Raw genomic sequence first — 25,540 nt, 5'->3', positions numbered from 1 at the left:
TCTACAGCTTTTATTTTTTACGAAAATGCTTGAGAGGCAAGGAAATAAAGAAGTGCGGGATCATTCTGCTTTTCTTTTCCGCGAATCATCATAAAATGCGCTTTGTTTGTTTTCGTAAAACCTGCTTCAACAAGTGTTGCGTGCAGGCGCTCAGCTGTTTCCTCCTGCATATCTAAACGAATCGCACCCGAATAAGACGAGATGAGCGAATGGATGAGCGAAAGAGCTGTAAGTTCATCAATTGCTGCAAGCGGTCCAATCATTAAATTGGCAGGCGTTTCAACGCCAAATGCAAAGCCAGTTGTTTCGTGATGTTCATTCTTTGCAATGATACGCCGTGCTGCCCGGTTCATCCGGTTTTTTAAAAAGCTTGATCGATTTGTACCTGCGCCTTTTTCATCAAGTGCTTCAATGGACGGAAGGTGCGTTTCATCGGCAGGAGACAGGTGAATGTCATCTGACACACGAAGCGCCTCTGGGTTCGGTTTTTGCGCTTTGTAAGTATGAATGTAACCAGCCGTGTGAAACCCGATTTTTTCGTAAACAGGCCGCCCTTGGACAGTAGCGGTTAAAACGACAGGAATGCTTTGATCACTTTGACCTATCAGGGTGTCAATCATTTTCCGTGCAAGACCTAATCCACGATGTGTCTCAGATACAATGACTGCCCCAATTGACGCCAATTGATCATATTGGAAAAGTCCCGCACATGAGATGATTTTTCCGTCCGTTGTTGAAAAACCTGTGAAATATCCATTTGTTAAAAGAGATGTGAGTTCTTCCGCATTGTAATCAGGCCATTCTACCTCTTTAGACAATGCGATGAGATCTGGTATGTCATCAATTGTTAATGCTCGTTGAACAACGTTTGTCATGACACGCAACTCCTTCTTAGCTGAATTCATTTATATGTATCGTACCATAAGAAGCATAGTGTAAAAATTGGTGTTTACAATCAAAAAAGAACCTCCAATTCCGGAGGCCCTGCATTAATGAACATTAAAATATCGAGCTTCAGGATGAGAAACGACGATTGCTGAAACAGATGCTTCAGGTTCCATCATGAACCCTTCTGTCAGATGGATGCCAATTTTTTCAGGCTGAAGCAGCTTGAACAGCTTTTCTTGGTCTTCAAGATTTGGACAAGCGGGATAACCAAAGGAATAGCGCTGCCCTTGATATTTTGCCTGAAATCGTTTTTCCATTGTGAAATCGACTGGGTCAGGGAAGCCCCATTTGTCACGAATCACTTGGTGGGTTCTTTCGGCTAATCCTTCTGCAAGCTCAAGCGCCAGAGCTTGGACCGCATGCATTTTTAAATAATCTCCTTCTTGCTTAAATTGCTGCGCAACTTCACGTATACGCGCACCAGCTGTGACGGCAAATAAGGCAATATAATCTTTCTCGTTTTCGCCGCTTTTCCGCACATAATCAGAAATAGAGCGGTACGGAAGCTTCTCCTGTCTTGGGAATTGGAACGTTTCAATGATGCGGTCAGGCGCTGCGGGATCATAAATACGCAGATCATTTCCGTTTGAACTGGCAGGGAAAAATTGATACACAAATGCCGGCGCAAACCAGTTTTTCTCTCTGCCTTCGTTTAGAAGGTCTGTGACAAGCTGCTTTAATTCCAATGCTTTTGGATGCTGGTTAGCTAACAATGTTTTGACCTTTCCTTTTAATCCAAGGTGGTGACCAATGAGCATTTGTTCATTCACATAAGGCATAATGTGATGCAAATCGATGTCCCGCACATAATGACGTGCCATAGTCTCTGGCGTAAAAATAGGTGCCTGCGGGAGTGCCGCACGTTTTTCTAGTAATTCAATGACAGCTTGTGGCTGCTTTGCTTCTTTCTCTTTAAAAGGAGCCACAGGCTCTTCTCCGGACTTTGTTTGAAACTGAAGAGGATTCGCTTTTAATTCATTGGCTAAAGATAAGCCGTCCATCGCATCTTTTGCATAAAGAACCGGTCCGTCATAATGAGGCGAAATCTTCATTTTCGTAAATTTCCGAGAAAGTGCAGCGCCGCCGACCAAAATGGGAACGGAAATATTCGCTTTTTGTAAATCCTGAGCGGTGAGTACCATTTGCTGAGCTGATTTCACAAGCAATCCTGATAATCCAATCATATCTGGTTTTTCCTTTTGCACAGCTTCGATCAATGTTTGAGGTGTCACCTTGATGCCGAGATCGACCACTTGAAAGCCATTATTGCTCAAAATGATGTCGACAAGGTTTTTCCCGATATCATGGACATCTCCTTTTACAGTTGCAAGTAGAATCTTACCTTTCCCGCTTGCATGCTGCTTTTCCATATATTGCTCGAGATACGATACAGATGCCTTCATGACCTCTGCCGATTGAAGCACTTCCGCCACAATCAGCTCGTTTTGATTAAAAAGACGTCCAACCTCAGCCATTCCCTGCATTAACGGACCATTGATGATATGAAGTGGTGATTCAAATTGCTCTAGAGCAAGGGATAAATCATCGATAAGTCCTTCTTTTGTTCCTTCGACGACGTAGAGTGCCAGCCTTTCATCAAGTGATAAGGAGACCTTTGGTTTTTTCTCCGTTTTCTTTTTGCCTCGGTAAAATTGGGTGAATTCAGCAAGTGTTTGATCATTTGTTTCATAGAGCAGCGTTTCAGCCAGCTTGATTTCTTCCTTTGGAATGGAAGCGAAGCGTTCAAGCTTTTCCGTATTCACAATGGCGTAGTCAAGTCCTGCTTGGACGCAGTGATACAAGTAGACGGCATTCAAGATTTCTCTGCCAAGAGGCGGGAGTCCGAAAGACACGTTGCTGATGCCTAAAATCGTCAGGCACTCAGGCAGATTTTCCTTGATCATTTTGATGCCTTTGATCGTTTCTTCGGCAGCCCCAATATACTGCTCATCTCCAGTGCCTACTGGAAAGACAAGTGGATCAAAAATGATGTCACTTGCGGGAATTCCATATTTCTTCGTTAATAGATCATGAGAGCGTACGGCAATCTCGAGCTTTCGTTCTGCTGTTACAGCCATCCCTGTTTCATCGATCGTGCCGACAACAAGTGCACCGCCGTACAGCTTTACAAGTGGAAGAATTTCTTCAAAGCGTTCTTCGCCATCCTCGAGGTTAATGGAATTGATAATGGCTTTCCCTTGGGAATACGTGAGCGCCTTTTCAATCACGTGTTTATCTGTTGAATCAATGACAAAAGGGGCTTTGACTTTTTTCATGGCCTCTTGTAAAAAGCCTTCCATGTCAGCTGCCTCGTCACGGTCTGGATCAGCGAGACACACATCAATCACGTGAGCGCCGTTTTTTACCTGTGCGCGAGCAATTTCTGACGCTTCTTCAAATTTTTGTTCCGCAATGAGTCGTTTGAACTTGCGTGAACCAATAACATTGGTCCGTTCTCCTACAAAAAGAGGACGCATTGATTCCTCATACATAAGGGGCTCAATTCCTGATACGGTATGCTGAGACGATTCATGCGCGATGTGACGCGGCTGAATCGTGCGTACTTCATCTGACAAAGCTTGAATATGTGCAGGTGTTGTTCCGCAGCAGCCGCCAACAATATTTAACCAGCCCTCCTTCGCAAAAGCGGCGATTTTTTTAGCAAGAGAAACAGGGGATTCGTGATATTGACCTTCTTCATCTGGAAGACCAGCATTTGGATAGCAGCTAACCGCTGACTTGGCGATGGAGGAGAGCGTGCGGATATGGTCTGTCATAAATTCAGGACCAGTCGCACAGTTAAGGCCAACACTAATTGGTTTCATGTGCTCAAGAGAGATATAAAAGGCTTCAATGTCTTGACCAGCTAGGGTAGTGCCCATTGGTTCAATTGTACCTGATACCATGAGTGGTAATTGAATGCCTGCCTGCTGAAAGGCTTCCTGAATGCCTTTGAATCCAGCTTTTACATTCAGCATGTCTTGGCTTGTTTCTAAAAGAAGGGCATCACATTTGCCATCAATCAGGGCGCGGGCCTGCTCTTTGTAGTTGGCGACGAGTTCATCGAAGGTTGTGCCGCCTGTCACAGATAATGTTTTTGTTGTGGGTCCCATTGCGCCTACAACAAATCGAGGCTGCTCCGGCGTGGAGTAACGGTCAGCTTCGTCCTTTGCCAGCTGGGCAGCCCGTACATTGAGTTCATAGGCAAGGTGGCCAAGCCCGTATTCATCAAGGACGAGCTTTGTAGCCCCGAATGTATTTGTTTCAATGAGATCGGCACTTGCTTCAAGGTATTCCCTATGAATCGCGCGGATGATGTGAGGGGCTGTTACATTCAAATACTCGTTACAGCCCTCATACTCTTCTCCGCCAAAGTCTTCTGCTGTGAGATTGGCATTTTGAATCATGGTCCCCATTGCACCATCAAGGACGAGGATGCGTTTCTTTAGCTGTTCAGTGATAGTTGACATGGATGTTTGACTCCTTTTCTTTCTGATGAATGTAGGTGGTCAGTTCTGCTGTTAAATCTGATCGAAGGAAAGGGGTAATTAAATAAATGCCATTAAACAATTCACAGGCTGTATCTAATAAAGAGCGGGCAATCGCTAAGCCTTCTGCTCGCTGCTTTTCCTTATCCTCGCCAGCCTTGGCCATAATGTCACGAATGGAATCAGATAATTTGATGCCTGGAATTTCATGATGAATAAACTCTGCATTTCGGCTGCTTGTTAACGGCATAATGCCAATATAAATCGGTTTATCCAAATGACGGCTCTCCTCATGAATTTTCACAAGCTGTTCCTCAGAATAAACAGGCTGTGAAACAAAATAATCAGCGCCGTATTCGATTTTTTTCTCAAGACGTTTGACCGCTTTATCAATGTGACGAACATTCGGGTTAAACGCGCCAGCTACTGAAAAATTGGTCTTTTTACCAAGCGGCTTCCCTGAGAAAGAAAGACCTTCGTTAAACTGCTTGATCAGCCGGATCAAATCAAAGGAGGTTAAATCATAAACCGACGTTGCACCTGGGAAATCTCCAATCTTAGAAGGATCGCCTGTAATGGCTAAAATATCAGTTAAACCAAGGGTGTCGAGACCCATCAAATGGGATTGAAGCCCAATCAAATTACGATCACGGCACGTAATATGGACAAGTGAACGCATATCAAGCTGCTGTTTCAATAATGCGCCGCAAGCCACATTGCTAATGCGCGGGGTCGCAAGAGAATTATCAGCTAATGTCAAGGCATCAATGCCTGCATTCTTTAACTCATTTGCCGCGACGAGAAATTTTTCGAAGTTCAGCTTCTTCGGCGGATCAAGTTCTACAATAATCGTCCGTTTTTCCGCAGCCAGCTCATCAAGACCTGGTTCAGTCCGCTGATCTTGAATCGAAATGATTTCTTCTTTTAATACTTTCACTTCTTTTTCAGTGATCGGCGCTAAATCCTTGACCGCTTCAGCCATTGCGTGAATATGCTGAGGCGTTGTTCCGCAGCAGCCACCGATAATACGTGCGCCTTGATTTCTAAATTCAAGTGCACTTTTTCGAAAATAATCGTTATCTGTATCATAGACGAGTCTGCCTTCTTCAAGAGAGGGAAGACTGCTGTTAGGATAGACTGATAAATGGGAATTTTCTAAAATCGGTACGCCTTCGAGTGCCTGAATCATATGATAAGGGCCTAGCCTGCAGTTGATGCCGACGACATCTGCGCCAAGAGAGGACAATTCAGATAAACCATCCTTGAGCGGGGTTCCATCCTGCAAAACACCTTGTTCATGCATGGAGACGTTCATGACAATCGGGAGAGTCGTTTCTTTGCGTGCAATTTGGAGAACGGCCTTCGCTTCTTCCATGTCATAGTACGTTTCTAGCAATAATCCGTCAGGCTGTTCATTTAATAGAATGTACAACTGCTCTCTAAAGCTTCGTTTAATTTCTTCAATAGAGTAGGCATTTTTGTTAAATGTTCGAATGCCGCCGATCGTTCCGAGTACATAAGCGGAGCCTGCGGCTGCTTTTGCGATTTGTACGGCCTTTGTATTGATGCGCTTCGTTTCTTCCTCTAAGCCGTAGCGGGATAGTTTAATATAATTCGCACCGTACGTATTTGTTTGGATGATGTCAGCACCAGCCTGCACATATGCCTCATGCACGCGCTTTACTTCCTCTTCTTTCGATAAATTTAATTCTTCAAAGCAGCGGTCAATGCCGTAAGAGTATAAAAGTGTTCCCATTGCACCGTCAGCAATCAGTACGCGGTTTTGTAAGTCTTGTAATAGGCCCATTGGTTTCCTCCTTATTTCTATGTAACAAAAAAAGCCTTCTGATAAGAAGAAGACTTTTTGGCTGTATCGTAATTCTTCTCCTTATCTTCCAAGCAGTTGCTTGCTGGATTTAGCACCTTGGTCATAGAAAATATATTTCTACTACACCGGTTGCTGAGGCTTCACAGGGCCAGTCCCTCTGCCTCTCTTGATAAGAAAGTGATATGAACATGTCAATGAATTGAACTTCCATCAACTGTATCGAAAAAATCGGAAATAATCAATGGAAAATTTGAAATTTATCGAAAATTTATAAATTGAACATCAATTGGTAAATCTGCCTTGCGTATAAGAGAAATAACCTCTTGTAAATCATCTTTATTTTTCCCTGTTACACGCACTTGGTCATCTTGAAACTGTGACTTCACTTTGATGCCGGATTGCTTAATGAGTGCATTGATCTTTTTGGCGTTGTCTTGATCAATCCCGCTGATCAGCTTCGCGCGCTGGCGTACTGTTCCGCCAAGGGCATGCTCGGTTTTTCCGTAGTCGATGTTTTTGGTAGGAACATCTCGTTTGATCAGCTTTGTCACAAGCACATCTTTTAGCTGCTCCAGCTTAAAGTCATCATCAGAGATGAGAACGAGCTCTTCTTTTTCAAGAGAAATATCACTTTTACTTCCTTTAAAATCATAACGGTTTTTAATTTCTTTCAGCGCTGCTTGAACAGCATTTTGCACCTCTGGCAGTTCAACCTTCGATACAATGTCAAATGAGCTTTCTTTTGCCATAACACATGACCTCCATGTATAGATATTGCGTCTATTTTATCATGCAAATAGGAGAAGAAGAAACTTTATCGAAGAGACGAGTCAAAGAGTTCAGCCGGCAGCGGTATAAATCGTGTCCAGTTTGTCCACTTTAGCTAACAGAACTAGAGATGTTCATGTGAGGAGAAGTATAGTAGAATAAAGTGAATCAAAAGATGAACGAACGCTCTTTTATGGGCAGATAGGAAGGAAGAGAACATGAGACCAGGTGAGCAACTGACCTTGCAAATAGAGAACGAGATGGAATACGGCTACTTTTTGACAGATGGTGAAGATTCGGTCCTCTTGCACCGCAGTGAGATGACAGAGGATATTGGTGACCGAGATGAAGTAGAGGTCTACTTATATGTAGATCATGAAGAAAGACTGGCTGCCACGATGAAAATACCTACAATCAATGCGCATACATATGGCTGGGTAGAAGTCGTAGACGTGGTAGAAGACATGGGCGCATTTGTCGATGTCGGGCTGTCAAAGGATGCACTTGTTGCAACAGAACACCTCCCGCCTTTTGAGGAAGCATGGCCAAAAAAAGGAGACAAACTCTACTGTATGCTGAAAGTCACAAGCTACGGCAGAATGTTCGCAAAGCCAGCGACTGAAGATGTGATCAGTGAATTGTTTACTGAGGCACCTGAAACCTTAATGAACAAAGAAATCACTGGAACCATTTATCGCTTAATTGCGACAGGCTCTTTTATGCTGACAGATACAGGCGTGCGAGGGTTTATCCACCGCACGGAACGAAAGGAAGAACCAAGATTAGGATCGACCGTGACAGGACGCGTCATTGCCGTGAAAGAGGATGGAACCGTGAACGTTTCTCTGCTTCCTAGAAAACAGGAAGCGTTATCTGTCGATGCAGAAGAAATCTTAACCTATATGAGAACGAGAAATGGTGCCATGCCTTATGGGGACAAAAGTGATCCAGAAGACATCCGCGAACGATTCCAAATGAGCAAGGCAGCCTTTAAACGAGCATTAGGTCATTTGATGAAAAATGACTTAATCTACCAAAAAGAGGGCTGGACATACGAGAAAAAATGAGCAGCGTGAAAACAAACCCTGACTTCAAGGGTTTTCATATCTCACTGAAAAGAAGAAAAAGGGATAAAATCATCATGATTTTATCCCTTTTTTTATATTTGTTATAAATAATGGTTTTTTTCAGTGAAAAAAGTCATGAAAAAAGCTGAAAAACCTTCACTTAATCATTGAAACAACGCCTCTCAAATCCGATAAGAAAGGAGTAAGGATGATAAAAGGAGTGTGTGTGTGGATGAAAGTGAAAATTTCATTGCTTCTGGTGGCAGCCCTGCTTATGGTGCTCGCCGCATGCAGCAATCAGCAAGGGAAACCACCGGCATCAAATGCGAAGCATATTGGCGTTATGCTCACAGATGATGGTCTTGGTGATCAATCATTTAATGATTCATCATTTAAAGGATTAGAAAAAGCACGTGATGACCTAGGGATTGAATTTGATTATAGAGAAATTGCAGAAACCGATACATATGAAAAAGGACTGATAGAGCTCGTAAAAGCTGGCAATGACCTCATCATCGGGGTAGGCTTTAGTATGCAAGAAGACTTAGAAAAAGTCGCAAAGAAATATCCGAAGAAGCAATTCCTTCTCATCGATGCCGTATCTGAGCTGAAAAATGTGACCTCCGTGACGTTTAAAGAAGAGCAAGGCAGCTATTTAGCGGGCGCACTTGCTGCCATGACAACGAAAAGTGATGTCATTGGATTTGTTGGCGGTGTCGATGCGGATTTGATCCATCGTTTTGAAAAAGGGTTTCAAAAAGGCGCCAAATCAGTGAATCCGAACATCAAGATCTTATCCACCTATGCTAATACGTTTAGTGATGCGGGCAAAGGCAGTAAAATAGCTAAAGGCATGATCAAAAAGAAAGCTGACGTTTTATATGCCGCAGCTGGCTATACAGGTGTCGGTGTATTAAAAGAAGCGCAAGCGCAGGGCAAATATGCCATTGGTGTAGATAGTGATCAGTACTACACCGCTGAAAAAGCGGTAATTTCGTCCATGGTAAAAAAAGTCGATGAAGTGGTCTATCAATTCAGCGAACAGCTCGTCAAGAACAATCAGATCAAAAGTGGGCATGTTGTCTACGACTTAAGCAATGACGGAATCGATATGGCAAGAATTCGGGTGCTGAAGAACGCTGAGACATTGACCAAAAAAGTAAATGAGCTGAAGCAGAAACTTCTGAAAGAAGAGGGGGACGCATCATGAGCTTACGCATCAAAATTTTACTCAACTCACTCGTCTCACTTCTTTTAGCAGTTGGCGTCATTGCCTTTATCATTGTCAGTATGACAAAGATCCAATCATCAAATGAAACAGAAGTTCAAACCTTATTAAACGTTCAAAAAACAAAAGCAAGCTTTGAAAGTGTTGAACAAGCCATGACCAATTACTCCATGACACTTTCTGATGAACAGCTAGAAGTAGTTCAAACCGATATTTCTACAGCAAAAAAACAGCTGCAAACGTTAAACAAACATGCAGGTAATATCAACAAAGATGCACTAACAAGGTTAAATACAAAATATGATACGTGGACCAAGGAAGCGAATGGTGCCATTGGTGAAAAAAATGCATCAGATGCAAGACGGGTCGCTGCAAGAATTGATGGTGTTTTAAACGACGTCCATACAATGAATAAAAGAGCAGAAGAAGCGTATAAACAAAATCTAGAGAATACATCTGATAACGTGCAATGGATCATCACCAGTGCACTCGTTGCAGCCCTCACACTAATTGTCATTGCTGTCTTTTTAAATATTGGGTTAACAAGATCCATCGTGACCCCTATCAAATCACTATCCTACCGAGCGAAGCAGATCGCAGAAGGCAACCTTGCTGTCGAACGGATGGACATTCAGCGCAAGGATGAAATCGGCGGCTTGAATGAATCCTTTAATCAAATGACAGATCAGCTGATTAGTCTGATTAAAGAAATCAGCAATGTCTCAAGTCAAGTAGAGACATTCTCGATCCAGTTAGATGATGAAAACAAAAAGCTGATGGAATCTGCAAATCAAGTATCTGTCTCGACAGACGAAATGGCAAATGGGTCACAAGCCATTTCAGAGGATCTCCAGCATGGCGTCAGTTTGATTGAAAAGATGGATCAGCATGGACGTAAAAATTCCGAACGTTCACAAACAGTCATCCAAAGTACTGAGGATGCCATAGAAGCAGTGGAAAGTGGAAAGCACACGTTAACAGAAACAAAAACTGCGATTGAAAAAAATACACATGCCACAAGGCAAATCGAGCAGTCAGCAGGAGAATTCACGCAATACGCCAGCGGCATCTCGGCCATGGCCAAAACTGTTTCTGACATTGCGGATCAGACAAACTTACTTTCGCTAAATGCGGCGATTGAAGCGGCAAGAGCAGGTGAAGCTGGAAAAGGCTTTGCTGTTGTTGCAGATGAAATTCGTAAGCTTGCCGATGAATCATCTAACGCTACAAGACAAATCTTTGATATGGTCAGTCATATTGAAAGAGGCATTCAATCCATTAGTCAAACTGTCAAAGAAGGAGTCAAGCTTTCACTTCAACAGCAGGATGCGATGGACAAAACCTCACACTCCTTTGAAGATATAGAAACAAAAGCGCAGCACATTAAACAAGAAATGGCTGTCTTAAATGACCAAATTGTTCAATCAACAGAGCTTGGCGGACAAGTGCTGAACTCGATTGAAAATATTAGTGCGGTTGTAGAAGAAACAGCAGCTGGCAGCGAAGAAATTTCTGCCTCGGCCAATGAACAGCTGCAATCATTCCATCAAATGAACAAACAGGTAGAAGAACTGATGAGTATGACGGCAAGGTTAAATGAAACCGTCCATCGGTTTAAACTTTCATAAGTCATAAGAAAAGCACCCTTCCCGTGATGTGTCAGGGAAGGGTGCTTTTTATGATGGTTTGCCTGTAAAGAAGATGGCAAGCGTGCCTGGGCCTGAATGGGACCCAACAGCCGCGCCGACAATCTGAATATCAATTTCTTTTGGATGAAATTCGGCTTCAATCAATTGTCTCATGTCTTCTGCAAGTGCAGGATCATCACCATGACTAATGCCCACAGTTTGATTTGGCCAATCCGTTCCACGTTCTTTCATCAGTTCAATAATGCGTTTCAACAGCTTTTTACGTCCGCGGATTTTCTCAAGTGGTATGAGCTTTCCATCCTCGACGTGTAAAATGGGCTTAATGCTTAATAAACCGCCAACAAATGCGGACGCTTTACTGATTCTTCCGCCTCTTGCTAAATACGATAAATCGTCTACAGTAAAAATATGTTGTAAAGATTCGCAAAAATGCTTTACAGACGTTTCAATTTCTTGTATTGTATTTCCGTCAATGGCAAGTGATTGAGCGTGTTTGACAGCAAGCCCATAGCCGAGTGAAGCACATTTAGAATCAATGATTCGCAAATCAAAATCAGGGTATTCTTCCTTCACTTCGTTTGCCATCATCACAGCTGTTTGGTATGTACCGGAAAGCTCTGATGAAAAGGCAACATAGATTGCAGATGTATGGGTTTGTGCGACAGAAACAAAGGCTTCTTTGATTCGGTTTGGTGAAGCTTGTGACGTTTTTGGGCTGGCACCTTGTCTCATCGCATCAAATACTTGTTTTGGTTCAATGGTGATCAAATCTTCAAATTCCTGCTCGCCAAGTAACACACGCAGCGGAATGAGCGTCATGTTATGTTCATCATAATAAGAAAGAGGCAGATCAGCAGCACTGTCTGCTATGATATGAACAGTCATCAAAATCCCTTCTTTCTAAAAATATCAGCCATATTTTACATCTTTTTAGCCTAACTATATCACAGAAATCATCTTTTCGTGTTCAAATTCTAAATTTTAGGGAAAACCATAGAGAGAATGGTAAGTGGAGGAATGACAATATGTTCATTGGAGAAGCAAAAAAACTCATTGTCGTCGTCATTGGTGCACTGCTCAATGCGATTGGACTGAACTTATTCTTAATCCCAGCTGATGTATACGCGAGCGGGTTTACAGGGGTGGCCCAGCTGTTATCCAGCTTAATGGATCAATATGCGCCATTTTATATATCAACAGGGATCCTATTATTTATTTTAAATATTCCAGTCGGCATTTTAGGCTGGATGAAAGTTGGCCGTTCCTTTACGTTATACAGCATCATCAGTGTTGCACTGACGACCATTTTCCTCGGCATCTTACCAGAAACGAGTGTTTCACAGGATATATTACTAAATGCTGTGTTTGGCGGCGTCATATCTGCACTCGGGATTGGGATCACCCTCAAATACGGGGCATCAACAGGAGGGCTCGACATCCTTGCCATGATCTTAGCGAAGTGGAAGGATAAACCAGTCGGCACATATTTCTTCATTTTAAATGGAATCATCATCTTTACAGCAGGATTATTACAAGGTTGGGAGAAAGCATTATATACCCTTGTCACATTATATGTGACCACAAGGGTCATTGATGCCATCCATACAAGACATGAGAAGCTGACCGCGATGATTGTGACGAAGAAAGCTGATGAAATCAAAGAAGCCATTTATGGAAAAATGGTCAGGGGCATTACGACTGTACCTGCAAAAGGAGCTTTTACCAACGAGCAAAAAGAAATGATGGTGATCGTCATTACAAGGTATGAGCTGTATGAACTTGAACAAATTATTAAAGAAGTCGATCCAAAAGCCTTTACAAATATTGTGCAAACAACCAATATTCTTGGATTTTTCAGACGAGATTAAAAGGTGGGTAGCAAATGAAAAAAGGGTTGGTGCTTCTTCTCGTTTTATTGATTTTAGCCGCTTGTGGACAACAAAAAAAGGATGAACCAGACAAGGAGGTATCCGGTCAAATGGGAGAAAAAACGGTTGTACTCACAGTAGACCCCGTCCAGAAAGGTTCTTCGGTTCAATTTAACATGTCGCTGAAAAATGAATCAGATCGAGATATTGAATTTACTTTTAACACAAGCCAGAAATTCGAACTCAGTGTGTATGACGAAAACGGAAATGAACAATACCGCTATTCGAAAGACCGTATGTTCACACAGGCCATCCAATCTTTTGTACTGAAGAAAGGCGAAGCCTATGATTTTCAAGATACGTGGTCAAACGGTGTCAAGCCGGGAATGTATGAAGCGGTCGTCACATTTAAAGGAAAAGCAGAAGGGCTGAAGCAAATCACGGAAAAGAAAACGTTCCAAGTGAAATAAGTGCTTCCTGCTTCATGAGAATCAGAAAAAGCTGTCCAATGGTGGACAGCTTTTTTTATGTTAGAGATCATCGAGCAAGTCTTGGAAGGTATGCAGCTGGTTTCTTTCTGCATCTGTCGAATTGGCAAATGCAGAAGATACGGCATTTTTGGCTCGTTTGACCGCCTGTTGACGCTCTAACCCAGATGAAAATGAAGAAGTAAGGGCTTCTTCAGTAAATGATTTGGCTTGATCAAAAAGTTCGTTTCTCACAATGAACCTCCAGAAGCATCAGTCTTCATATTTCCCCTGTCCGCCGCCGCTTCTTCAAGTGTCGAACGATAAGGAAAACGTGCGTCATGCAGACTGACTGAATCTTTACCTTGTTGTATAAAGCGTTTCGATTTGCTTCTTTTACCCATTCGGAATCCGCCCCTTTACACAAGCTGACAGGACAACCTGTCTAACGGTAGTATGCCCGCTTCCTTCGGTTATGTATGAATGGAAAAATTAAAGCGAGAAGTAATTCGTTAGAAACTTTGCAATCCCATCTTGTTCGTTCGTATCAGTGACTTCATTTGAAACACGTTTCACCGCATCGATTCCATTGCCCATTGCCACGCCGCATCCAGCAAATTCAAGCATTTCTAAATCATTGTCTTCATCTCCGAATGCCACAATCCGCTCCTGGGGAACGCCGTAATAATCACTGATCTTTTGCAGTCCAACGGCCTTATTCATGCCTGTTTTAATGATTTCAATCACGTGCCACGGAGCAGCCCACCGCCGGTGATCAATCACTTCTGCATGAACATCTGATAAATAGCTTCGAATGGCTCCGACGTCCTCTTCTTTTGCATGGATTAACACGCTCGTCACATTTTCTCCAAGGTTGTCCCGAAGGTCTCCCACGGTGACTTTATTTGCATTCATATTAAATATATCAATGAGCTTCTCATCATGGTAATGGAAATACAAATCATCTAACACTTCAGCTAGCACATTGTGCACTTTGTACTCCTCACTAATGTCTACAAGCTGTTTAACGACTTGGAGATCAAGTGACGTATGAAATCTGCCCCATTTTTCATCAAGAGGATGATGGACAAACGCTCCATTAAAATTCACAATGGGTGAATCAAGCTGTAATTGCTGATAATAAGGAGAGCTGGAACGAAATGGCCGGCCGGTTGAAATACAGACATGATGCCCGCTGTCTTTCACTTTTTGAATGACGTCAAGCGTGTGTGTAGAGATGGTTTTATCATCTTTTAATAACGTGCCATCCAGGTCAAGTGCGATTAGATAAGGTTTAGTCTCCATAAAATCTCCTTTGATCTGTAAGTGATAGGAGGCAGTTCGTGCGGCGCCTCTACCTATAGTGTATCTTTATCACATCTTTGTTGTCTACATGTTAAAATAAACAAAGACGGGAATGATAAAGGAGGATTCATAGGCTGTGATCACCATTGATGAGCAAACTGAACACGATATTCCATTTTTACATATCGTAAAAGCTGAAAATAAAGACAAACCGCTTCCGCTTGTATTTTTCATACACGGATTTACAAGTGCACGTGAGCACAACTTACACTTCGCCTTTCATTTGGCGGAAAAAGGCATGAGAGTGATTTTGCCTGACTGTGCTTATCATGGTGTAAGATCAGAAAACCTCAGCTTAGAGGAACTGGCATCAAAGTTCTGGGAAATTGTCCTGAACGAAATACGTGAAATCGATATACTCAAAACATACTTTCAAGAAAAACAATTGATTGAAGCCGATCTGATAGGTGTTGCGGGTACTTCCATGGGCGGCATCACCACCTTTGGTGCACTGGCCAAGCATGATTGGATTAAAGCAGCAGTCAGCTTGATGGGCAGTCCGAAATATACGACATTTCTACAAGCACAAATCATGGACATGCGGCACAAAGGGTTGATGAAAGAGATTACAGACGAAGAGGTTCATCAGCAATTAGACGCCCTGCGCCCTTATGATTTAACGCTGCAAACGGATCGATTAAACAAAAGACCACTGTTATTCTGGCATGCAGAAAACGATCCAGTTGTTCCTTACCGGCATGCAAAGGCTCTTTATGACGAGTTAGCAGCAACCCAATATAAAGAAGACCCGCACCTGATTCGTTTTATCACAGACGGACAAGCTGGCCATAAGGTCTCAAGACAAGCAATGTTTGAAACGATTGACTGGTTTGTGACACATCTGAAAAGCACAAACGTTTAGTCAAAGGAAAAAGTACGTTATACTAATGGAAAAGGAGTGGATATCATGGATGAAGCATTGAAAGAAAATATTTTAGGCGCCCTAGAACAGGTGATTGACCCTGAGCTGAATGTCGACATCGTCAACCTTGGACTTGTCTATGATGTCGATCTTGATGAGAATGGAAAAGCGGATGTCACCATGACCTTAACATCAATGGGTTGTCCTCTTGCACCAATTATCGTGGATGAAGTCAAAAAAGCATTAAGTGATCTTCCAGAAGTAAAAGAAACAGAAGTTCACATCGTATGGAATCCGCCTTGGACACGAGACAAAATGTCAAGATACGCAAAAATCGCGCTCGGTATTCAATAAGCACATATGAAAAATGCCTGGTATGAGTTGAACTCATGCCAGGTTTTTTTATGAAAAATTAAGGTAGAGGAAGAGAATGGATTGATATAAAGATAAATCCGCATGTCTCATGAAGATATGCGGATTTTTTGTTGAAAAAAAATGAAAACAAATATTAAATATACAATTGAATTAATTTTTATACATGTTATAATGTTAAATAATTTCACAAAGATCAAGAGGGTGTATTGACGTTGAAAATAGGTATTATAGGTGCTACAGGGTACGGTGGTGCGGAATTGGTTCGTATCTTCAAGCATCATCCACATGTGGGGGAATGTATATTGTATACATCAAGTGGTGATGGGCAATTATACAGTCAGTCTTATCCGCATCTGACAACTATTACTGATCAAACATTAAAAGCCATTGATCCAGCTTCCATTGTGCGAGAAACAGATGCTGTGTTTTTAGCGACACCAGCAGGCGTATCAAGTGAACTTTCGCCGAAGCTCATGAATCAAGGAGTGCCCATTATTGATTTATCAGGTGATTTGCGCATTCAAGATGGCGCAACCTATGAAGCTTGGTATAAACGAAGGGCAGCTGATCAAGCATCTGTTCAACAAGCTGTGTACGGATTATCTGAATTAAATCGTGAAACAATTGAGCAGGCTGAAGTTATTGCAAACCCAGGGTGCTTTCCTACCGCAGTTCTTCTCGGTTTAGCACCGCTGATGAAACAGAATCTAATCGATGAATCTATGATCATAATAGATGCAAAAACAGGCGTGTCCGGTGCAGGACGATCTGCCTCACTTGGAACACATTTTTCAGAGCTAAACGACAATTTCAAAATTTATAAGGTAAATGAACATCAACATACACCTGAAATAGAGCAAATATTAAGAGAATGGAATCCGCAAACGGCGAACATCACATTTTCAACGCATCTTGTCCCGATGACAAGGGGGATTATGGCGACGATGTATACACAGCTGAAATCAGATATCACAAAAGAGGAATTGATGAAGCATATGAAAGGCTTTTATGAAGATTCCTATTTTGTCAGAGTGAGAGATCACGGCGTGTATCCGCAAACAAGGGAAGTCTACGGCAGTAATTTCTGTGACATTGGCTTTCATTTAGATGAACGTACAGGCAGACTCACGATTGTGTCTGTGATCGACAATCTCATGAAAGGCGCAGCCGGCCAAGCGGTTCAAAACTTCAACATCATCAAAGGCTTAGATGAAGAGGCGGGCCTCACAATGACACCTCTCTATCCATAAGAACAGGGGAGACAACAAACATGATCGAATTGAATGAAAAAAGCATTGTAAAAATAGACGGTGACGTATCATCACCAAAAGGCTTTGAAGCAAAGGGGATTCATATTGGATTACGCTATTCGAAAAAAGACCTTGGACTGATTGTCAGTGAGGTGCCGGCAGCGAGTGCAGCGGTATATACACAAAGTCACTTTCAAGCTGCACCTCTACAAGTCACTCAGAAAAGCTTAAAAAAGACAGGGCAATTAAAAGGTGTCATTGTCAATAGTGCCATCGCCAATGCATGTACTGGTGAGCAAGGTTTGAAGGACGCATACGAAATGCAGGCAGCCTGCGCAGATATGTTAGGGGTAGAACCTGATTACATTGCTGTTTCTTCTACTGGTGTCATTGGAGAGTGTCTCGATATGGATAAAGTCAAAAAAGGCATCTCGCAGCTGAAAGAAGCAAAAGCAGGAAATGGTCATTTTGAAGAGGCAATCTTAACAACAGATACAGTCATTAAAAATACAACATACACCTTGACGATAAACGGCAAAGAGATTCTGATTGCAGGTGCAGCAAAGGGCTCTGGCATGATTCATCCGAACATGGCAACGATGCTTGGCTTCGTGACAACGGATGCAAATGTCGAACAGGAAGCCCTGCAAAACGCACTTCGTGACATTACCGATGTGACCTTTAATCAAATTACCGTCGATGGGGAAACATCGACAAACGATATGGTACTTGTGATGGCAAATGGCATGGCAGAAAATGATGCGCTAAATGAAAAGCATCCAGAATGGCCATTGTTCAAAGAAGGATTAAAGCTAGCTTGTGAGGATCTTGCCAAAGAGATTGCAAGAGACGGAGAAGGTGCAACGAAATTAATTGAAGCGCAAGTTGCTGGCGCCAAAAATAATTTAGAAGCCGGCATCATAGCGAAGAAAATCGTTGGTTCAAGTCTTGTGAAAACAGCCGTCTACGGCACCGACGCCAACTGGGGGCGAATCGTTGGAGCCATTGGTCATAGTGCAGCTTCCGTCACACCACAAGAGGTAGAAGTTTATTTAGGCGGACAATGTCTGTTTAAACATAATGAACCGCAGCCATTCTCAGAAGAGGAAGCAAAAGCGTATCTAGAGCAGGATGAGATCACGATTTTGATTCAAATGAATGAGGGAAATGGTAAAGCAGCAGCATGGGGCTGTGACCTTACCTATGATTATGTGAAAATTAACGCGAGCTATCGCACATAATGAAGGAGATAGACATGGATAAAACGATCGTATTTAAGTGTGGAGGCAGTGTCATTCGAGAACTTTCAGATACCTTTTATGAAAATGTACGCTCACTTCAAGCTGCTGGATTTAAGCTGGCTATCGTCCATGGTGGAGGTCCTGAAATCACTAGCATGCTGCAAAAATTAGAAGTGAAAACAGAATTTGTTGACGGGCAGCGTAAAACAACGAAGCCTGTATTAGAAGTAGCTGAAATGGTCCTCTCGGGAACGGTGAATAAATACTTTGTGTCAGAGCTCGCAAAGCATGATATTTCATCTGTCGGCGTATCTGGAAAAGATGGGCAGATGCTTGTCGCCGATTTCCTCGATCAAGACGTGTACGGATACGTTGGCGAAATCAAAGAAGTCCATCCAGAGATGGCAGAAGCATTAATGGAAAAACAATTTATTCCTGTGATTGCACCGCTGTCTATGACAGAAGAATGCCAAACGTTAAACGTAAACGCTGATTTAGCAGCATCAGCTGTCGCAGGAGCCATGAAAGCTGATAAGCTCATGTTTGTTACAGATGTGGAAGGCATTTTAAAAAATGGTGAATTATTAGATGTCGTCACCGAACAAGAAGCCCTTTCACTCATTGATGAAGGCATTATTTCCGGGGGAATGATTCCAAAAGTGCAATCCGCTTTGAGTGCTTTATCAGGAGATGTGGATGAAGTCATGATCGTGAATGGCAAAGGCAGTATCTTTACAGGGGAAACCTTTAAAGGAACAAGAATTGTGAAACAAAAGGAGGCGGTTCTGTGAGTCATCTCTTTCAAACGTATGGACGGTGGAATGTTGAAATTAAAGAGGCAGCAGGTTCTTGGGCAGTCGATACAAATGGAAAAAAATACTTAGACTTTATACAAGGCATTGCGGTTACAAATCTAGGCCACAATCACCCAAAGGTCAATCAAGCCATCAAGAAGCAGCTTGATCACGTCTGGCATGTATCGAATCTATTTGAAAATGGACTGCAGGAAAAAGCAGCAGAAAAGCTTGCGGCAAACAGTTCAGGAGACCTCGTGTTTTTCTGCAATAGCGGAGCTGAGGCAAATGAAGGTGCGATCAAATTAGCGCGTAAAGCAACAGGGAAAACAAATATCGTGACATTTTTGCACTCTTTTCATGGGCGCACGTATGCTGGTATGGCTGCTACAGGTCAAGATAAAATCAAAACTGGCTTTGGCCCTATGCTGGAAGGCTTTCATTATGTACCGTTTAATGACCCAGACGCTATTGCGGCGTGTGAAGTCGATGATGTGGCAGCGGTAATGCTTGAGGTTGTGCAAGGAGAAGGTGGAGTAAATCCAGCGACAGCAGAATTTCTAGAAGCCGTTCAAGCGTTTTGCCAAAAGCATGAAGCACTGCTGATCGTAGACGAAATTCAAACGGGTATTGGACGTACAGGAACAGCGTTTGCATACGAACAAACGGGACTTGATCCTGATATTATCTCTTCTGCTAAAGGCTTAGGAAACGGCTTCCCAGTCAGTGCGGTCATAGGGAAAAAGGCTTTAGGAGATGCATTCTCACCAGGTTCACACGGAACAACCTTTGGTGGCAACATGCTTGCCATGGCCGCAGTGAATGCAACACTCGATGTCATTTTCAAAGAAGAGTTTCTTTCAGAAGTCAAAGAAAAAGGCGCTTATCTGTTAGAAAAGCTGCAAGATCTGAAACAACTGAATATTGTAAAAGAAGTACGCGGAAAAGGATTGATGGCAGGGATTGAATGTCATCAGCCAGTCGGTGATTATATCACAGCTCTTAGAGAACAAGGGTTGCTGGTACTTCCAGCTGGTCCAAATGTGATTCGGTTATTACCTCCGCTGAATGTAGAAAAAGCAGAAATAGATCATGCAATAGAAGCGATTACTCAGGTTTTAGCAAATGAAGCAGTGACGGTATAAATTTTTTTACACCAAAACGCATAAAAATGCATTTATATTACTAATTATTCAATTTGGGGTGACACAAGCATGAAAGGTTATTTAAATTTAGAAGATGGAGCCTCTTTTGAAGGAGATCTGACAGGAGAAGCTGGCATGACAGGTGAAGTGGTTTTCTTTACAGGGATGACAGGTTACCAAGAGGTGCTCACAGATCCTTCTTATAAGGGACAAATCATTGTTTTCACATATCCACTCATCGGAAATTACGGTATTAATCATGAAGACTTTGAGAGCAAAAAACCACAAGTGAAAGCTGTCGTTGTGTATGAAGCAGCTGATCATTTCTCTCATCATCTTGCAGCGGTTAGCTTAAAAGATTATTTACAGAAGTGGAACATTCCGCTTCTGACACATACAGATACACGTGCAGTCGTGCAAAACATCCGGGCTAATGGGACGATGAACGCTGTGATCAGTGTAGACGAAAACGAAACACCGCCGGTCATGAAACAAGACAATGTGGTCGCACAGGTGACAGAGGACGAGATCTACACACAAGGCAGCGGCGAGGAACATGTAGCGCTCATTGATTTTGGCTTTAAAAAATCAATTGCAGATTCGCTTGAAGCGCGCGGCTGTAAAGTAACCGTCATTCCGTACAAACAGCTGGAAAAGGTGTTTGAGATCAAGCCAGATGCGATTCTGCTGTCAAATGGACCTGGTGATCCCAAAACAATGAAGCCATATTTAAAAACCATTCATGACATCATGATGACCTTCCCGACACTTGGAATCTGCTTAGGTCATCAATTAATCGCTCTCGCACTTGGCGGGGATACGTATAAGCTTCCATTTGGCCACCGCGGGGCGAATCACCCTGTACAAGATACAGAATCCAAACGTGTTTTCATGACAAGTCAGAATCACAGCTATGTGGTGAATGAAAAAAGCATGAATGACAAAGAAGTGGACGTGAAATTCCTTCATGTCAATGATGGATCTGTAGAAGGTTTCATTCATAAAGAGAAGCTAATTATGTCAGTTCAATTTCATCCAGAAGCACACCCAGGTCCTGCTGAAAGTGAATGGGTATTCGATGATTTTATTGAGAAAGTGAAACAAGCAAGGAGAGAAGTTGCACATGCCTAAAGATCAAAGCATACAAACCATTCTAGTCATCGGGTCTGGTCCAATCATCATTGGTCAGGCAGCAGAATTTGATTACTCAGGAACACAAGGATGTATGGCCTTAAAAGAAGAGGGCTACAAAGTCATTTTAGTGAATAACAACCCAGCAACCATTATGACAGACGAATCATTTGCTGATGAAATCTATTTTGAACCGCTTTCAGTTGATTCAGTGACAAGAATCATCGAAAAGGAAAAACCAGATGGTCTTTTAGCCAACCTTGGCGGACAGACCGCTTTAAACCTTGCTGTCGAGCTAGAAAAAGCCGGTGTGCTGAAGAAGCATGGGGTAACCCTGCTCGGAACGTCAGTTGAAACAATTGAAAACGGTGAAGATCGAGAGAAATTCCGTGCTCTCATGAAGCAGTTGAACGAACCTGTGCCAGATAGTGAAATTGTGGATAATGCGAAAGATGCCCTTCAATTTGCAAAAGAAGTAGGCTTCCCAGTCATCCTAAGACCAGCATACACACTTGGCGGAAAGGGCGGCGGAATTGCTTTAACAGAAGAAGCGTTTAAACCGCTCATTGAAGGAGCCCTTTTAGCGAGCCCGATTCATCAGTGTTTAGTTGAAAAAAGCATCGCTGGCTTTAAAGAAGTCGAATATGAGGTCATGAGAGACCGTCAAAATACGTGTATTACGGTTTGTAATATGGAAAATATCGATCCAGTTGGTGTGCATACAGGAGACTCGATTGTCGTTGCACCTTCCCAAACATTAACAGACCAGGATTATCAAATGCTTCGTTCAGCGAGCCTGAAAATCATTTCAGCACTGGATGTAGTCGGCGGATGCAACATCCAATTCGCCCTTGATCCACTCAGTAAAGAATACTTTGTCATTGAGGTGAATCCACGGGTCAGCCGTTCATCTGCTCTTGCCTCAAAAGCAACAGGCTATCCAATTGCTAAAATGGCGGCAAAGCTTGCGGTAGGCTACACACTAGACGAACTCAAAAACCCGCTCACAGGCACAACTTATGCTAGTTTCGAGCCGGCACTCGATTATGTCGTCGTGAAATTCCCACGCTGGCCGTTTGATAAATTTAAACAGGCAGATCGTCAATTAGGAACAAAAATGAAGGCGACTGGCGAAGTCATGGCGATTGACCGTAATTTAGAGTCAGCCATTCAAAAAGCCGTCGCCTCCCTTGAAATCAAAACAAAGGGCTTCCATCTGCCAGAATTGAAAGACCAATCGACTGAACAACTATTTGAACTGATCAAAACACCAGACGATCGACGTTTCTTCGCTGTCATGGAGCTTCTTTCAAGACAAGAAACGGTCGAAACGATTCATCAAGCGACGAAAATTGATCTATTCTTCTTACATGTGTTCAAGAATATGATCATTCTCGAACAGGAATTGAAGAACCATGAGGGAACGCTCTCAAAAGACACCTTGAAAAAGGTAAAGGAAAAGGGCTTCCTTGATGAAACGATTGCTCTTCTTACAGGCCACAGTGAAGAGGCCATTAGACAGCTTCGTCAAGAATATGACATTACGGCTTCATTTAAAATTGTCGACACATGTGCGGCAGAATTTGATGCAAAAACGAACTACTTCTATTCCACATACTTTGGCAAAAGTGATGGAGAGCATCAGGAGAAAACAAAGCAACGTGCACTCATCATTGGCTCTGGTCCGATTCGAATTGGGCAGGGAGTCGAGTTTGACTATAGTGCAGTTCATGGCGTTCTTACCCTGCAAAAGCTTGGCTTTGAAACCATCATGATGAACAACAATCCAGAGACGGTCAGTACGGATTATGAGATCGCAGATCGTTTATATTTTGAACCCATTACATTAGAGCACATCTTAAACGTTGTCGAAGCAGAAAAAATTGATTTCGTCATCGTCCAATTTGGCGGACAGACTGCCATCAATGTAGCAGAAGGCTTAGAAAAAGCCGGTGTCACGTTGTTAGGTACATCCTTTGACACGCTAGATGCGCTCGAAGATCGTGATTTGTTCTATCAGCTTCTTGATGAACTGAATCTTCCTCATGCAGAAGGAAATACGGCTGACTCAAAAGAAGAAGCACTCGCACATGCCAGAATCATTGGTTACCCTGTGTTAATTCGCCCATCGTATGTCATTGGCGGAATGGGGATGATCGTTGTCCAGTCAGAAGTACATTTGACATCATTGCTTGATCAGCCAGATCATTTGCCGTACCCGATCTTAATTGATGAGTATGTCACTGGAAAAGAAGTTGAAGTGGATCTGATTTCTGACGGAAAAACGACCTTCATTCCAACGATCGTGGAGCATATAGAGAAAGCGGGCGTCCATTCAGGTGACAGCTTTGCCATTTTACCAAGTGTCTCCATCAGCGAAGACATCAAACAGCAGGTGCATACTGCGTCCGAACAAATAGCGAAGAAATTAGCGTTTAAGGGCATTATGAATATCCAATTTGTGATCAAAGGGGATCAGGCGCTTGTACTAGAGGTAAATCCGCGGGCAAGCCGGACGGTTCCAGTCGTCAGCAAAGTAATGGGCATTGACATGATTCCGCTTGCGACTCAATTATTAGCGGGTGCGACGCTTGAAGAACTGAACCCTGCAACGAAAAACAAAGGGGGAACAGCGGTCAAATTCCCAGTCTTCTCATCACATGCCATTCAAGATATTGACTTAAAGCTGACACCTGAAATGAAAGCGACAGGAGAAGGAATGTGTGTAGGCAAGAACGCCGAAAGCGCCTTGAAAAAAGTGTTTGCGTCAATCTGGCATCAGAAAGGCAGCCTCTTTATAAAAGGCAGTGAACAATTGGTAGATAAAGCGAAACATGCAGGCTTTGACGTCTGGACGGACAGCTTTGAAACTTGGCTGCAAAACGAAGATAAGTCGCTTCATATCCATTTAGGGGAAGATGAAGAGGCAAAAGAGCAGCGTGTAAAAGCACTCACACATGGCGTCCAAGTTCTAACCGAATATGAAACAGCTCAAGCATTCCTGCAAGGGAAAAATGGAGATGTATCACCAGTATCGCTCAAAGAATTATATAAAAAGGAAGTGACGGCATGAGTCAAGTCGACGTGCAACCGGCATTATACGGAAAAGACTTTTTAACTTTAAAAGATTTCTCAATCAATGACATTGCTTATTTAATTGAAAAAGCGGAAGAAATGAAACAAAATCCCTATCAGGATTTATTCAAAGGGAAAACGTTAGCGATGATCTTTGAAAAATCGTCAACTAGAACCCGTGTATCGTTTGAAGCGGGAATGACGCAGCTAGGAGGACATGCGCTCTTCCTCAGCTCAAATGATTTGCAAATTGGCAGAGGAGAAACGATCAGTGATACGGCACAAGTGCTGTCTGGCTATGTAGATGGCATTATGATTCGGACCTTTGAACATGAGAAGGTCGAGGAGCTAGCACAATACGCGTCTATTCCTGTCATCAATGGACTGACTGACTACTCCCATCCATGTCAGGCACTTGCTGATTTATTGACAATCAAAGAAGTAAAAGGAACATTAAAAGGAATCAAAGTAGCCTATATTGGTGACGGAAATAACGTGGCTCACTCCTTGATGGTTGGCTGTGCGCAGCTAGGCTGTGACATTGCTGTTGCATCACCAGAAGGCTATGAACCGCTCCAAGAAGTAACAGACACGGCACGTGAGTTTGCAAAACAATCAGGCGCAGAAGTCATCGTTACGACAGACCCTGTCGCTGCTGTTCAAGATGCAGATGTCATTTATTCCGATGTGTTTACAAGCATGGGGCAGGAAGAAGAAACAGAGAAACGTCTTGCTGAATTTAAAGAATATCAAGTCAATGACGAACTAATGAGTTATGCAGCAAAGGATTATATTTTCCTTCATTGTCTCCCGGCACACCGCGGAGAAGAAGTGACAGCAGACATTATTGACGGGCCGCACTCAAAAGTTTTTCAGCAGGCAGAAAACCGTTTGCATGTACAAAAAGCGTTAATCAAAGAGCTCATGTATCAACAAACCAATTAAATGAAAAGTGTCCCTGACTCGTAGGAGCAGGGACTTTTTGCATAAA

At 42.8% G+C, this 25,540-nt stretch carries 22 protein-coding genes and 1 riboswitch; of the genes, 14 read left to right on the top strand and 8 right to left on the bottom strand.

What is annotated here, in order from left to right:
- Positions 1 to 17 precede the first annotated feature (17 nt).
- The 4 genes from ACP7A0_RS15440 to ACP7A0_RS15425 all read right to left on the bottom strand — a co-directional run bounded on the left by ACP7A0_RS15440 (position 18) and on the right by ACP7A0_RS15425 (position 7,013).
- Complete coding sequence (locus tag ACP7A0_RS15440; RefSeq protein ID WP_426005686.1) at positions 18 to 875, bottom strand: GNAT family N-acetyltransferase; 858 nt, start codon at positions 873 to 875, stop codon at positions 18 to 20.
- A 114-nt stretch (positions 876 to 989) separates the two neighbouring features.
- Positions 990 to 4,418 (bottom strand): methionine synthase, encoded by a 3,429-nt coding sequence (gene metH / locus ACP7A0_RS15435; RefSeq protein WP_426005684.1) that lies wholly within the window; start codon positions 4,416 to 4,418, stop codon positions 990 to 992.
- Complete coding sequence (locus ACP7A0_RS15430) at positions 4,402 to 6,243, bottom strand: bifunctional homocysteine S-methyltransferase/methylenetetrahydrofolate reductase (protein WP_426005682.1); 1,842 nt, start codon at positions 6,241 to 6,243, stop codon at positions 4,402 to 4,404. Before ACP7A0_RS15430 ends, metH begins: the two co-directional genes overlap by 17 nt.
- Before the next feature lie 78 nt (positions 6,244 to 6,321).
- Positions 6,322 to 6,440, bottom strand: a riboswitch (SAM riboswitch).
- 81 nt (positions 6,441 to 6,521) lie between these two features.
- A complete protein-coding gene (locus ACP7A0_RS15425) occupies positions 6,522 to 7,013 on the bottom strand; it encodes a YajQ family cyclic di-GMP-binding protein (RefSeq protein ID WP_060595979.1) in 492 nt (163 codons plus the stop codon).
- 237 nt (positions 7,014 to 7,250) lie between these two features.
- Between ACP7A0_RS15425 and ACP7A0_RS15420 the strand changes: the two genes are divergently transcribed.
- The 3 genes from ACP7A0_RS15420 (at position 7,251) to ACP7A0_RS15410 (ending at position 10,955) form a co-directional block, all read left to right on the top strand.
- Positions 7,251 to 8,099 carry a CvfB family protein gene (locus ACP7A0_RS15420; RefSeq protein ID WP_066031051.1) on the top strand — a complete coding sequence of 283 codons (849 nt, stop codon included), beginning with the start codon at positions 7,251 to 7,253 and terminating at the stop codon, positions 8,097 to 8,099.
- Positions 8,100 to 8,331: 232 nt separating this feature from the next.
- Positions 8,332 to 9,309, top strand: coding sequence for a BMP family lipoprotein (locus ACP7A0_RS15415; protein ID WP_426005679.1), 978 nt, complete (start codon positions 8,332 to 8,334; stop codon positions 9,307 to 9,309).
- Positions 9,306 to 10,955, top strand: coding sequence for a methyl-accepting chemotaxis protein (locus ACP7A0_RS15410; protein ID WP_060595982.1), 1,650 nt, complete (start codon positions 9,306 to 9,308; stop codon positions 10,953 to 10,955). Before ACP7A0_RS15415 ends, ACP7A0_RS15410 begins: the two co-directional genes overlap by 4 nt.
- A gap of 48 nt (positions 10,956 to 11,003) precedes the next feature.
- On the opposite strand, the gene ACP7A0_RS15405 is transcribed toward ACP7A0_RS15410, so the two are convergent.
- A complete protein-coding gene (locus ACP7A0_RS15405; RefSeq protein ID WP_034663363.1) occupies positions 11,004 to 11,861 on the bottom strand; it encodes a DegV family protein in 858 nt (285 codons plus the stop codon).
- A 140-nt stretch (positions 11,862 to 12,001) separates the two neighbouring features.
- On the opposite strand from ACP7A0_RS15405, the gene ACP7A0_RS15400 reads away from it, so the two are divergent.
- Both ACP7A0_RS15400 and ACP7A0_RS15395 read left to right on the top strand, forming a co-directional pair.
- Positions 12,002 to 12,844 carry a YitT family protein gene (locus ACP7A0_RS15400; RefSeq protein WP_034663360.1) on the top strand — a complete coding sequence of 281 codons (843 nt, stop codon included), beginning with the start codon at positions 12,002 to 12,004 and terminating at the stop codon, positions 12,842 to 12,844.
- Between the two features lie 14 nt (positions 12,845 to 12,858).
- Entirely contained in the window at positions 12,859 to 13,314 is a 456-nt protein-coding gene (locus tag ACP7A0_RS15395) for a BsuPI-related putative proteinase inhibitor (protein ID WP_060595983.1), read from the top strand.
- 60 nt (positions 13,315 to 13,374) lie between these two features.
- On the opposite strand, the gene ACP7A0_RS15390 is transcribed toward ACP7A0_RS15395, so the two are convergent.
- From ACP7A0_RS15390 to ACP7A0_RS15380, 3 genes are all read right to left on the bottom strand, one after another.
- Complete coding sequence (locus tag ACP7A0_RS15390) at positions 13,375 to 13,566, bottom strand: DUF3813 domain-containing protein (RefSeq protein WP_024425070.1); 192 nt, start codon at positions 13,564 to 13,566, stop codon at positions 13,375 to 13,377.
- Positions 13,563 to 13,715 carry a hypothetical protein gene (locus ACP7A0_RS15385; protein ID WP_034663354.1) on the bottom strand — a complete coding sequence of 51 codons (153 nt, stop codon included), beginning with the start codon at positions 13,713 to 13,715 and terminating at the stop codon, positions 13,563 to 13,565. Before ACP7A0_RS15385 ends, ACP7A0_RS15390 begins: the two co-directional genes overlap by 4 nt.
- Positions 13,716 to 13,803: 88 nt before the next feature.
- Positions 13,804 to 14,616, bottom strand: a complete 813-nt coding sequence (locus ACP7A0_RS15380; protein ID WP_012009535.1) for a Cof-type HAD-IIB family hydrolase — start codon at positions 14,614 to 14,616, stop codon at positions 13,804 to 13,806.
- A gap of 136 nt (positions 14,617 to 14,752) precedes the next feature.
- On the opposite strand from ACP7A0_RS15380, the gene ACP7A0_RS15375 reads away from it, so the two are divergent.
- From ACP7A0_RS15375 to argF, 9 genes are all read left to right on the top strand, one after another.
- Complete coding sequence (locus ACP7A0_RS15375; protein ID WP_060595985.1) at positions 14,753 to 15,538, top strand: alpha/beta fold hydrolase; 786 nt, start codon at positions 14,753 to 14,755, stop codon at positions 15,536 to 15,538.
- A gap of 45 nt (positions 15,539 to 15,583) precedes the next feature.
- Complete coding sequence (locus ACP7A0_RS15370; RefSeq protein ID WP_060595986.1) at positions 15,584 to 15,892, top strand: metal-sulfur cluster assembly factor; 309 nt, start codon at positions 15,584 to 15,586, stop codon at positions 15,890 to 15,892.
- A 233-nt stretch (positions 15,893 to 16,125) separates the two neighbouring features.
- Positions 16,126 to 17,163 carry an N-acetyl-gamma-glutamyl-phosphate reductase gene (gene argC / locus ACP7A0_RS15365; RefSeq protein WP_426005780.1) on the top strand — a complete coding sequence of 346 codons (1,038 nt, stop codon included), beginning with the start codon at positions 16,126 to 16,128 and terminating at the stop codon, positions 17,161 to 17,163.
- Between the two features lie 20 nt (positions 17,164 to 17,183).
- Positions 17,184 to 18,404 (top strand): bifunctional ornithine acetyltransferase/N-acetylglutamate synthase, encoded by a 1,221-nt coding sequence (gene argJ, locus ACP7A0_RS15360; RefSeq protein WP_375567228.1) that lies wholly within the window; start codon positions 17,184 to 17,186, stop codon positions 18,402 to 18,404.
- 14 nt (positions 18,405 to 18,418) lie between these two features.
- Complete coding sequence (argB, locus tag ACP7A0_RS15355) at positions 18,419 to 19,195, top strand: acetylglutamate kinase (RefSeq protein ID WP_034663330.1); 777 nt, start codon at positions 18,419 to 18,421, stop codon at positions 19,193 to 19,195.
- Positions 19,192 to 20,343 carry an acetylornithine transaminase gene (locus ACP7A0_RS15350; RefSeq protein ID WP_106039531.1) on the top strand — a complete coding sequence of 384 codons (1,152 nt, stop codon included), beginning with the start codon at positions 19,192 to 19,194 and terminating at the stop codon, positions 20,341 to 20,343. The genes argB and ACP7A0_RS15350 overlap by 4 nt, the downstream gene beginning before the upstream one ends.
- A 69-nt stretch (positions 20,344 to 20,412) precedes the next feature.
- Complete coding sequence (locus ACP7A0_RS15345; RefSeq protein ID WP_106039530.1) at positions 20,413 to 21,474, top strand: carbamoyl phosphate synthase small subunit; 1,062 nt, start codon at positions 20,413 to 20,415, stop codon at positions 21,472 to 21,474.
- On the top strand, positions 21,467 to 24,547 hold the full coding sequence (locus ACP7A0_RS15340) for a carbamoyl phosphate synthase large subunit (protein WP_106039529.1): 3,081 nt from the start codon (positions 21,467 to 21,469) through the stop codon (positions 24,545 to 24,547). Before ACP7A0_RS15345 ends, ACP7A0_RS15340 begins: the two co-directional genes overlap by 8 nt.
- Positions 24,544 to 25,494 (top strand): ornithine carbamoyltransferase, encoded by a 951-nt coding sequence (gene argF, locus ACP7A0_RS15335; protein WP_106039528.1) that lies wholly within the window; start codon positions 24,544 to 24,546, stop codon positions 25,492 to 25,494. Before ACP7A0_RS15340 ends, argF begins: the two co-directional genes overlap by 4 nt.
- Positions 25,495 to 25,540: the final 46 nt, after the last annotated feature.

Origin of the sequence: Bacillus sp. DWP3-1 (genome assembly GCF_049896565.1) — a bacterium.
Classification (GTDB): domain Bacteria; phylum Bacillota; class Bacilli; order Bacillales; family Bacillaceae; genus Bacillus.
This window is presented reverse-complemented; position numbering and strand designations above follow the sequence as displayed.

Excerpts from the sequence above, each read along its gene's own strand:
- ACP7A0_RS15440 (WP_426005686.1), bottom strand. The coding sequence starts at position 875 with ATGACAAACGTTGTTCAACGAGCATTAACAATTGATGACATACCAGAT.
- metH (WP_426005684.1), bottom strand. The coding sequence starts at position 4,418 with ATGTCAACTATCACTGAACAGCTAAAGAAACGCATCCTCGTCCTTGAT.
- ACP7A0_RS15430 (WP_426005682.1), bottom strand. The coding sequence starts at position 6,243 with ATGGGCCTATTACAAGACTTACAAAACCGCGTACTGATTGCTGACGGT.
- ACP7A0_RS15425 (WP_060595979.1), bottom strand. The coding sequence starts at position 7,013 with ATGGCAAAAGAAAGCTCATTTGACATTGTATCGAAGGTTGAACTGCCA.
- ACP7A0_RS15420 (WP_066031051.1), top strand. The coding sequence starts at position 7,251 with ATGAGACCAGGTGAGCAACTGACCTTGCAAATAGAGAACGAGATGGAA.
- ACP7A0_RS15415 (WP_426005679.1), top strand. The coding sequence starts at position 8,332 with ATGAAAGTGAAAATTTCATTGCTTCTGGTGGCAGCCCTGCTTATGGTG.
- ACP7A0_RS15410 (WP_060595982.1), top strand. The coding sequence starts at position 9,306 with ATGAGCTTACGCATCAAAATTTTACTCAACTCACTCGTCTCACTTCTT.
- ACP7A0_RS15405 (WP_034663363.1), bottom strand. The coding sequence starts at position 11,861 with ATGACTGTTCATATCATAGCAGACAGTGCTGCTGATCTGCCTCTTTCT.
- ACP7A0_RS15400 (WP_034663360.1), top strand. The coding sequence starts at position 12,002 with ATGTTCATTGGAGAAGCAAAAAAACTCATTGTCGTCGTCATTGGTGCA.
- ACP7A0_RS15395 (WP_060595983.1), top strand. The coding sequence starts at position 12,859 with ATGAAAAAAGGGTTGGTGCTTCTTCTCGTTTTATTGATTTTAGCCGCT.
- ACP7A0_RS15385 (WP_034663354.1), bottom strand. The coding sequence starts at position 13,715 with ATGGGTAAAAGAAGCAAATCGAAACGCTTTATACAACAAGGTAAAGAT.
- ACP7A0_RS15380 (WP_012009535.1), bottom strand. The coding sequence starts at position 14,616 with ATGGAGACTAAACCTTATCTAATCGCACTTGACCTGGATGGCACGTTA.
- ACP7A0_RS15370 (WP_060595986.1), top strand. The coding sequence starts at position 15,584 with ATGGATGAAGCATTGAAAGAAAATATTTTAGGCGCCCTAGAACAGGTG.
- argJ (WP_375567228.1), top strand. The coding sequence starts at position 17,184 with ATGATCGAATTGAATGAAAAAAGCATTGTAAAAATAGACGGTGACGTA.
- argB (WP_034663330.1), top strand. The coding sequence starts at position 18,419 with ATGGATAAAACGATCGTATTTAAGTGTGGAGGCAGTGTCATTCGAGAA.
- ACP7A0_RS15345 (WP_106039530.1), top strand. The coding sequence starts at position 20,413 with ATGAAAGGTTATTTAAATTTAGAAGATGGAGCCTCTTTTGAAGGAGAT.
- ACP7A0_RS15340 (WP_106039529.1), top strand. The coding sequence starts at position 21,467 with ATGCCTAAAGATCAAAGCATACAAACCATTCTAGTCATCGGGTCTGGT.
- argF (WP_106039528.1), top strand. The coding sequence starts at position 24,544 with ATGAGTCAAGTCGACGTGCAACCGGCATTATACGGAAAAGACTTTTTA.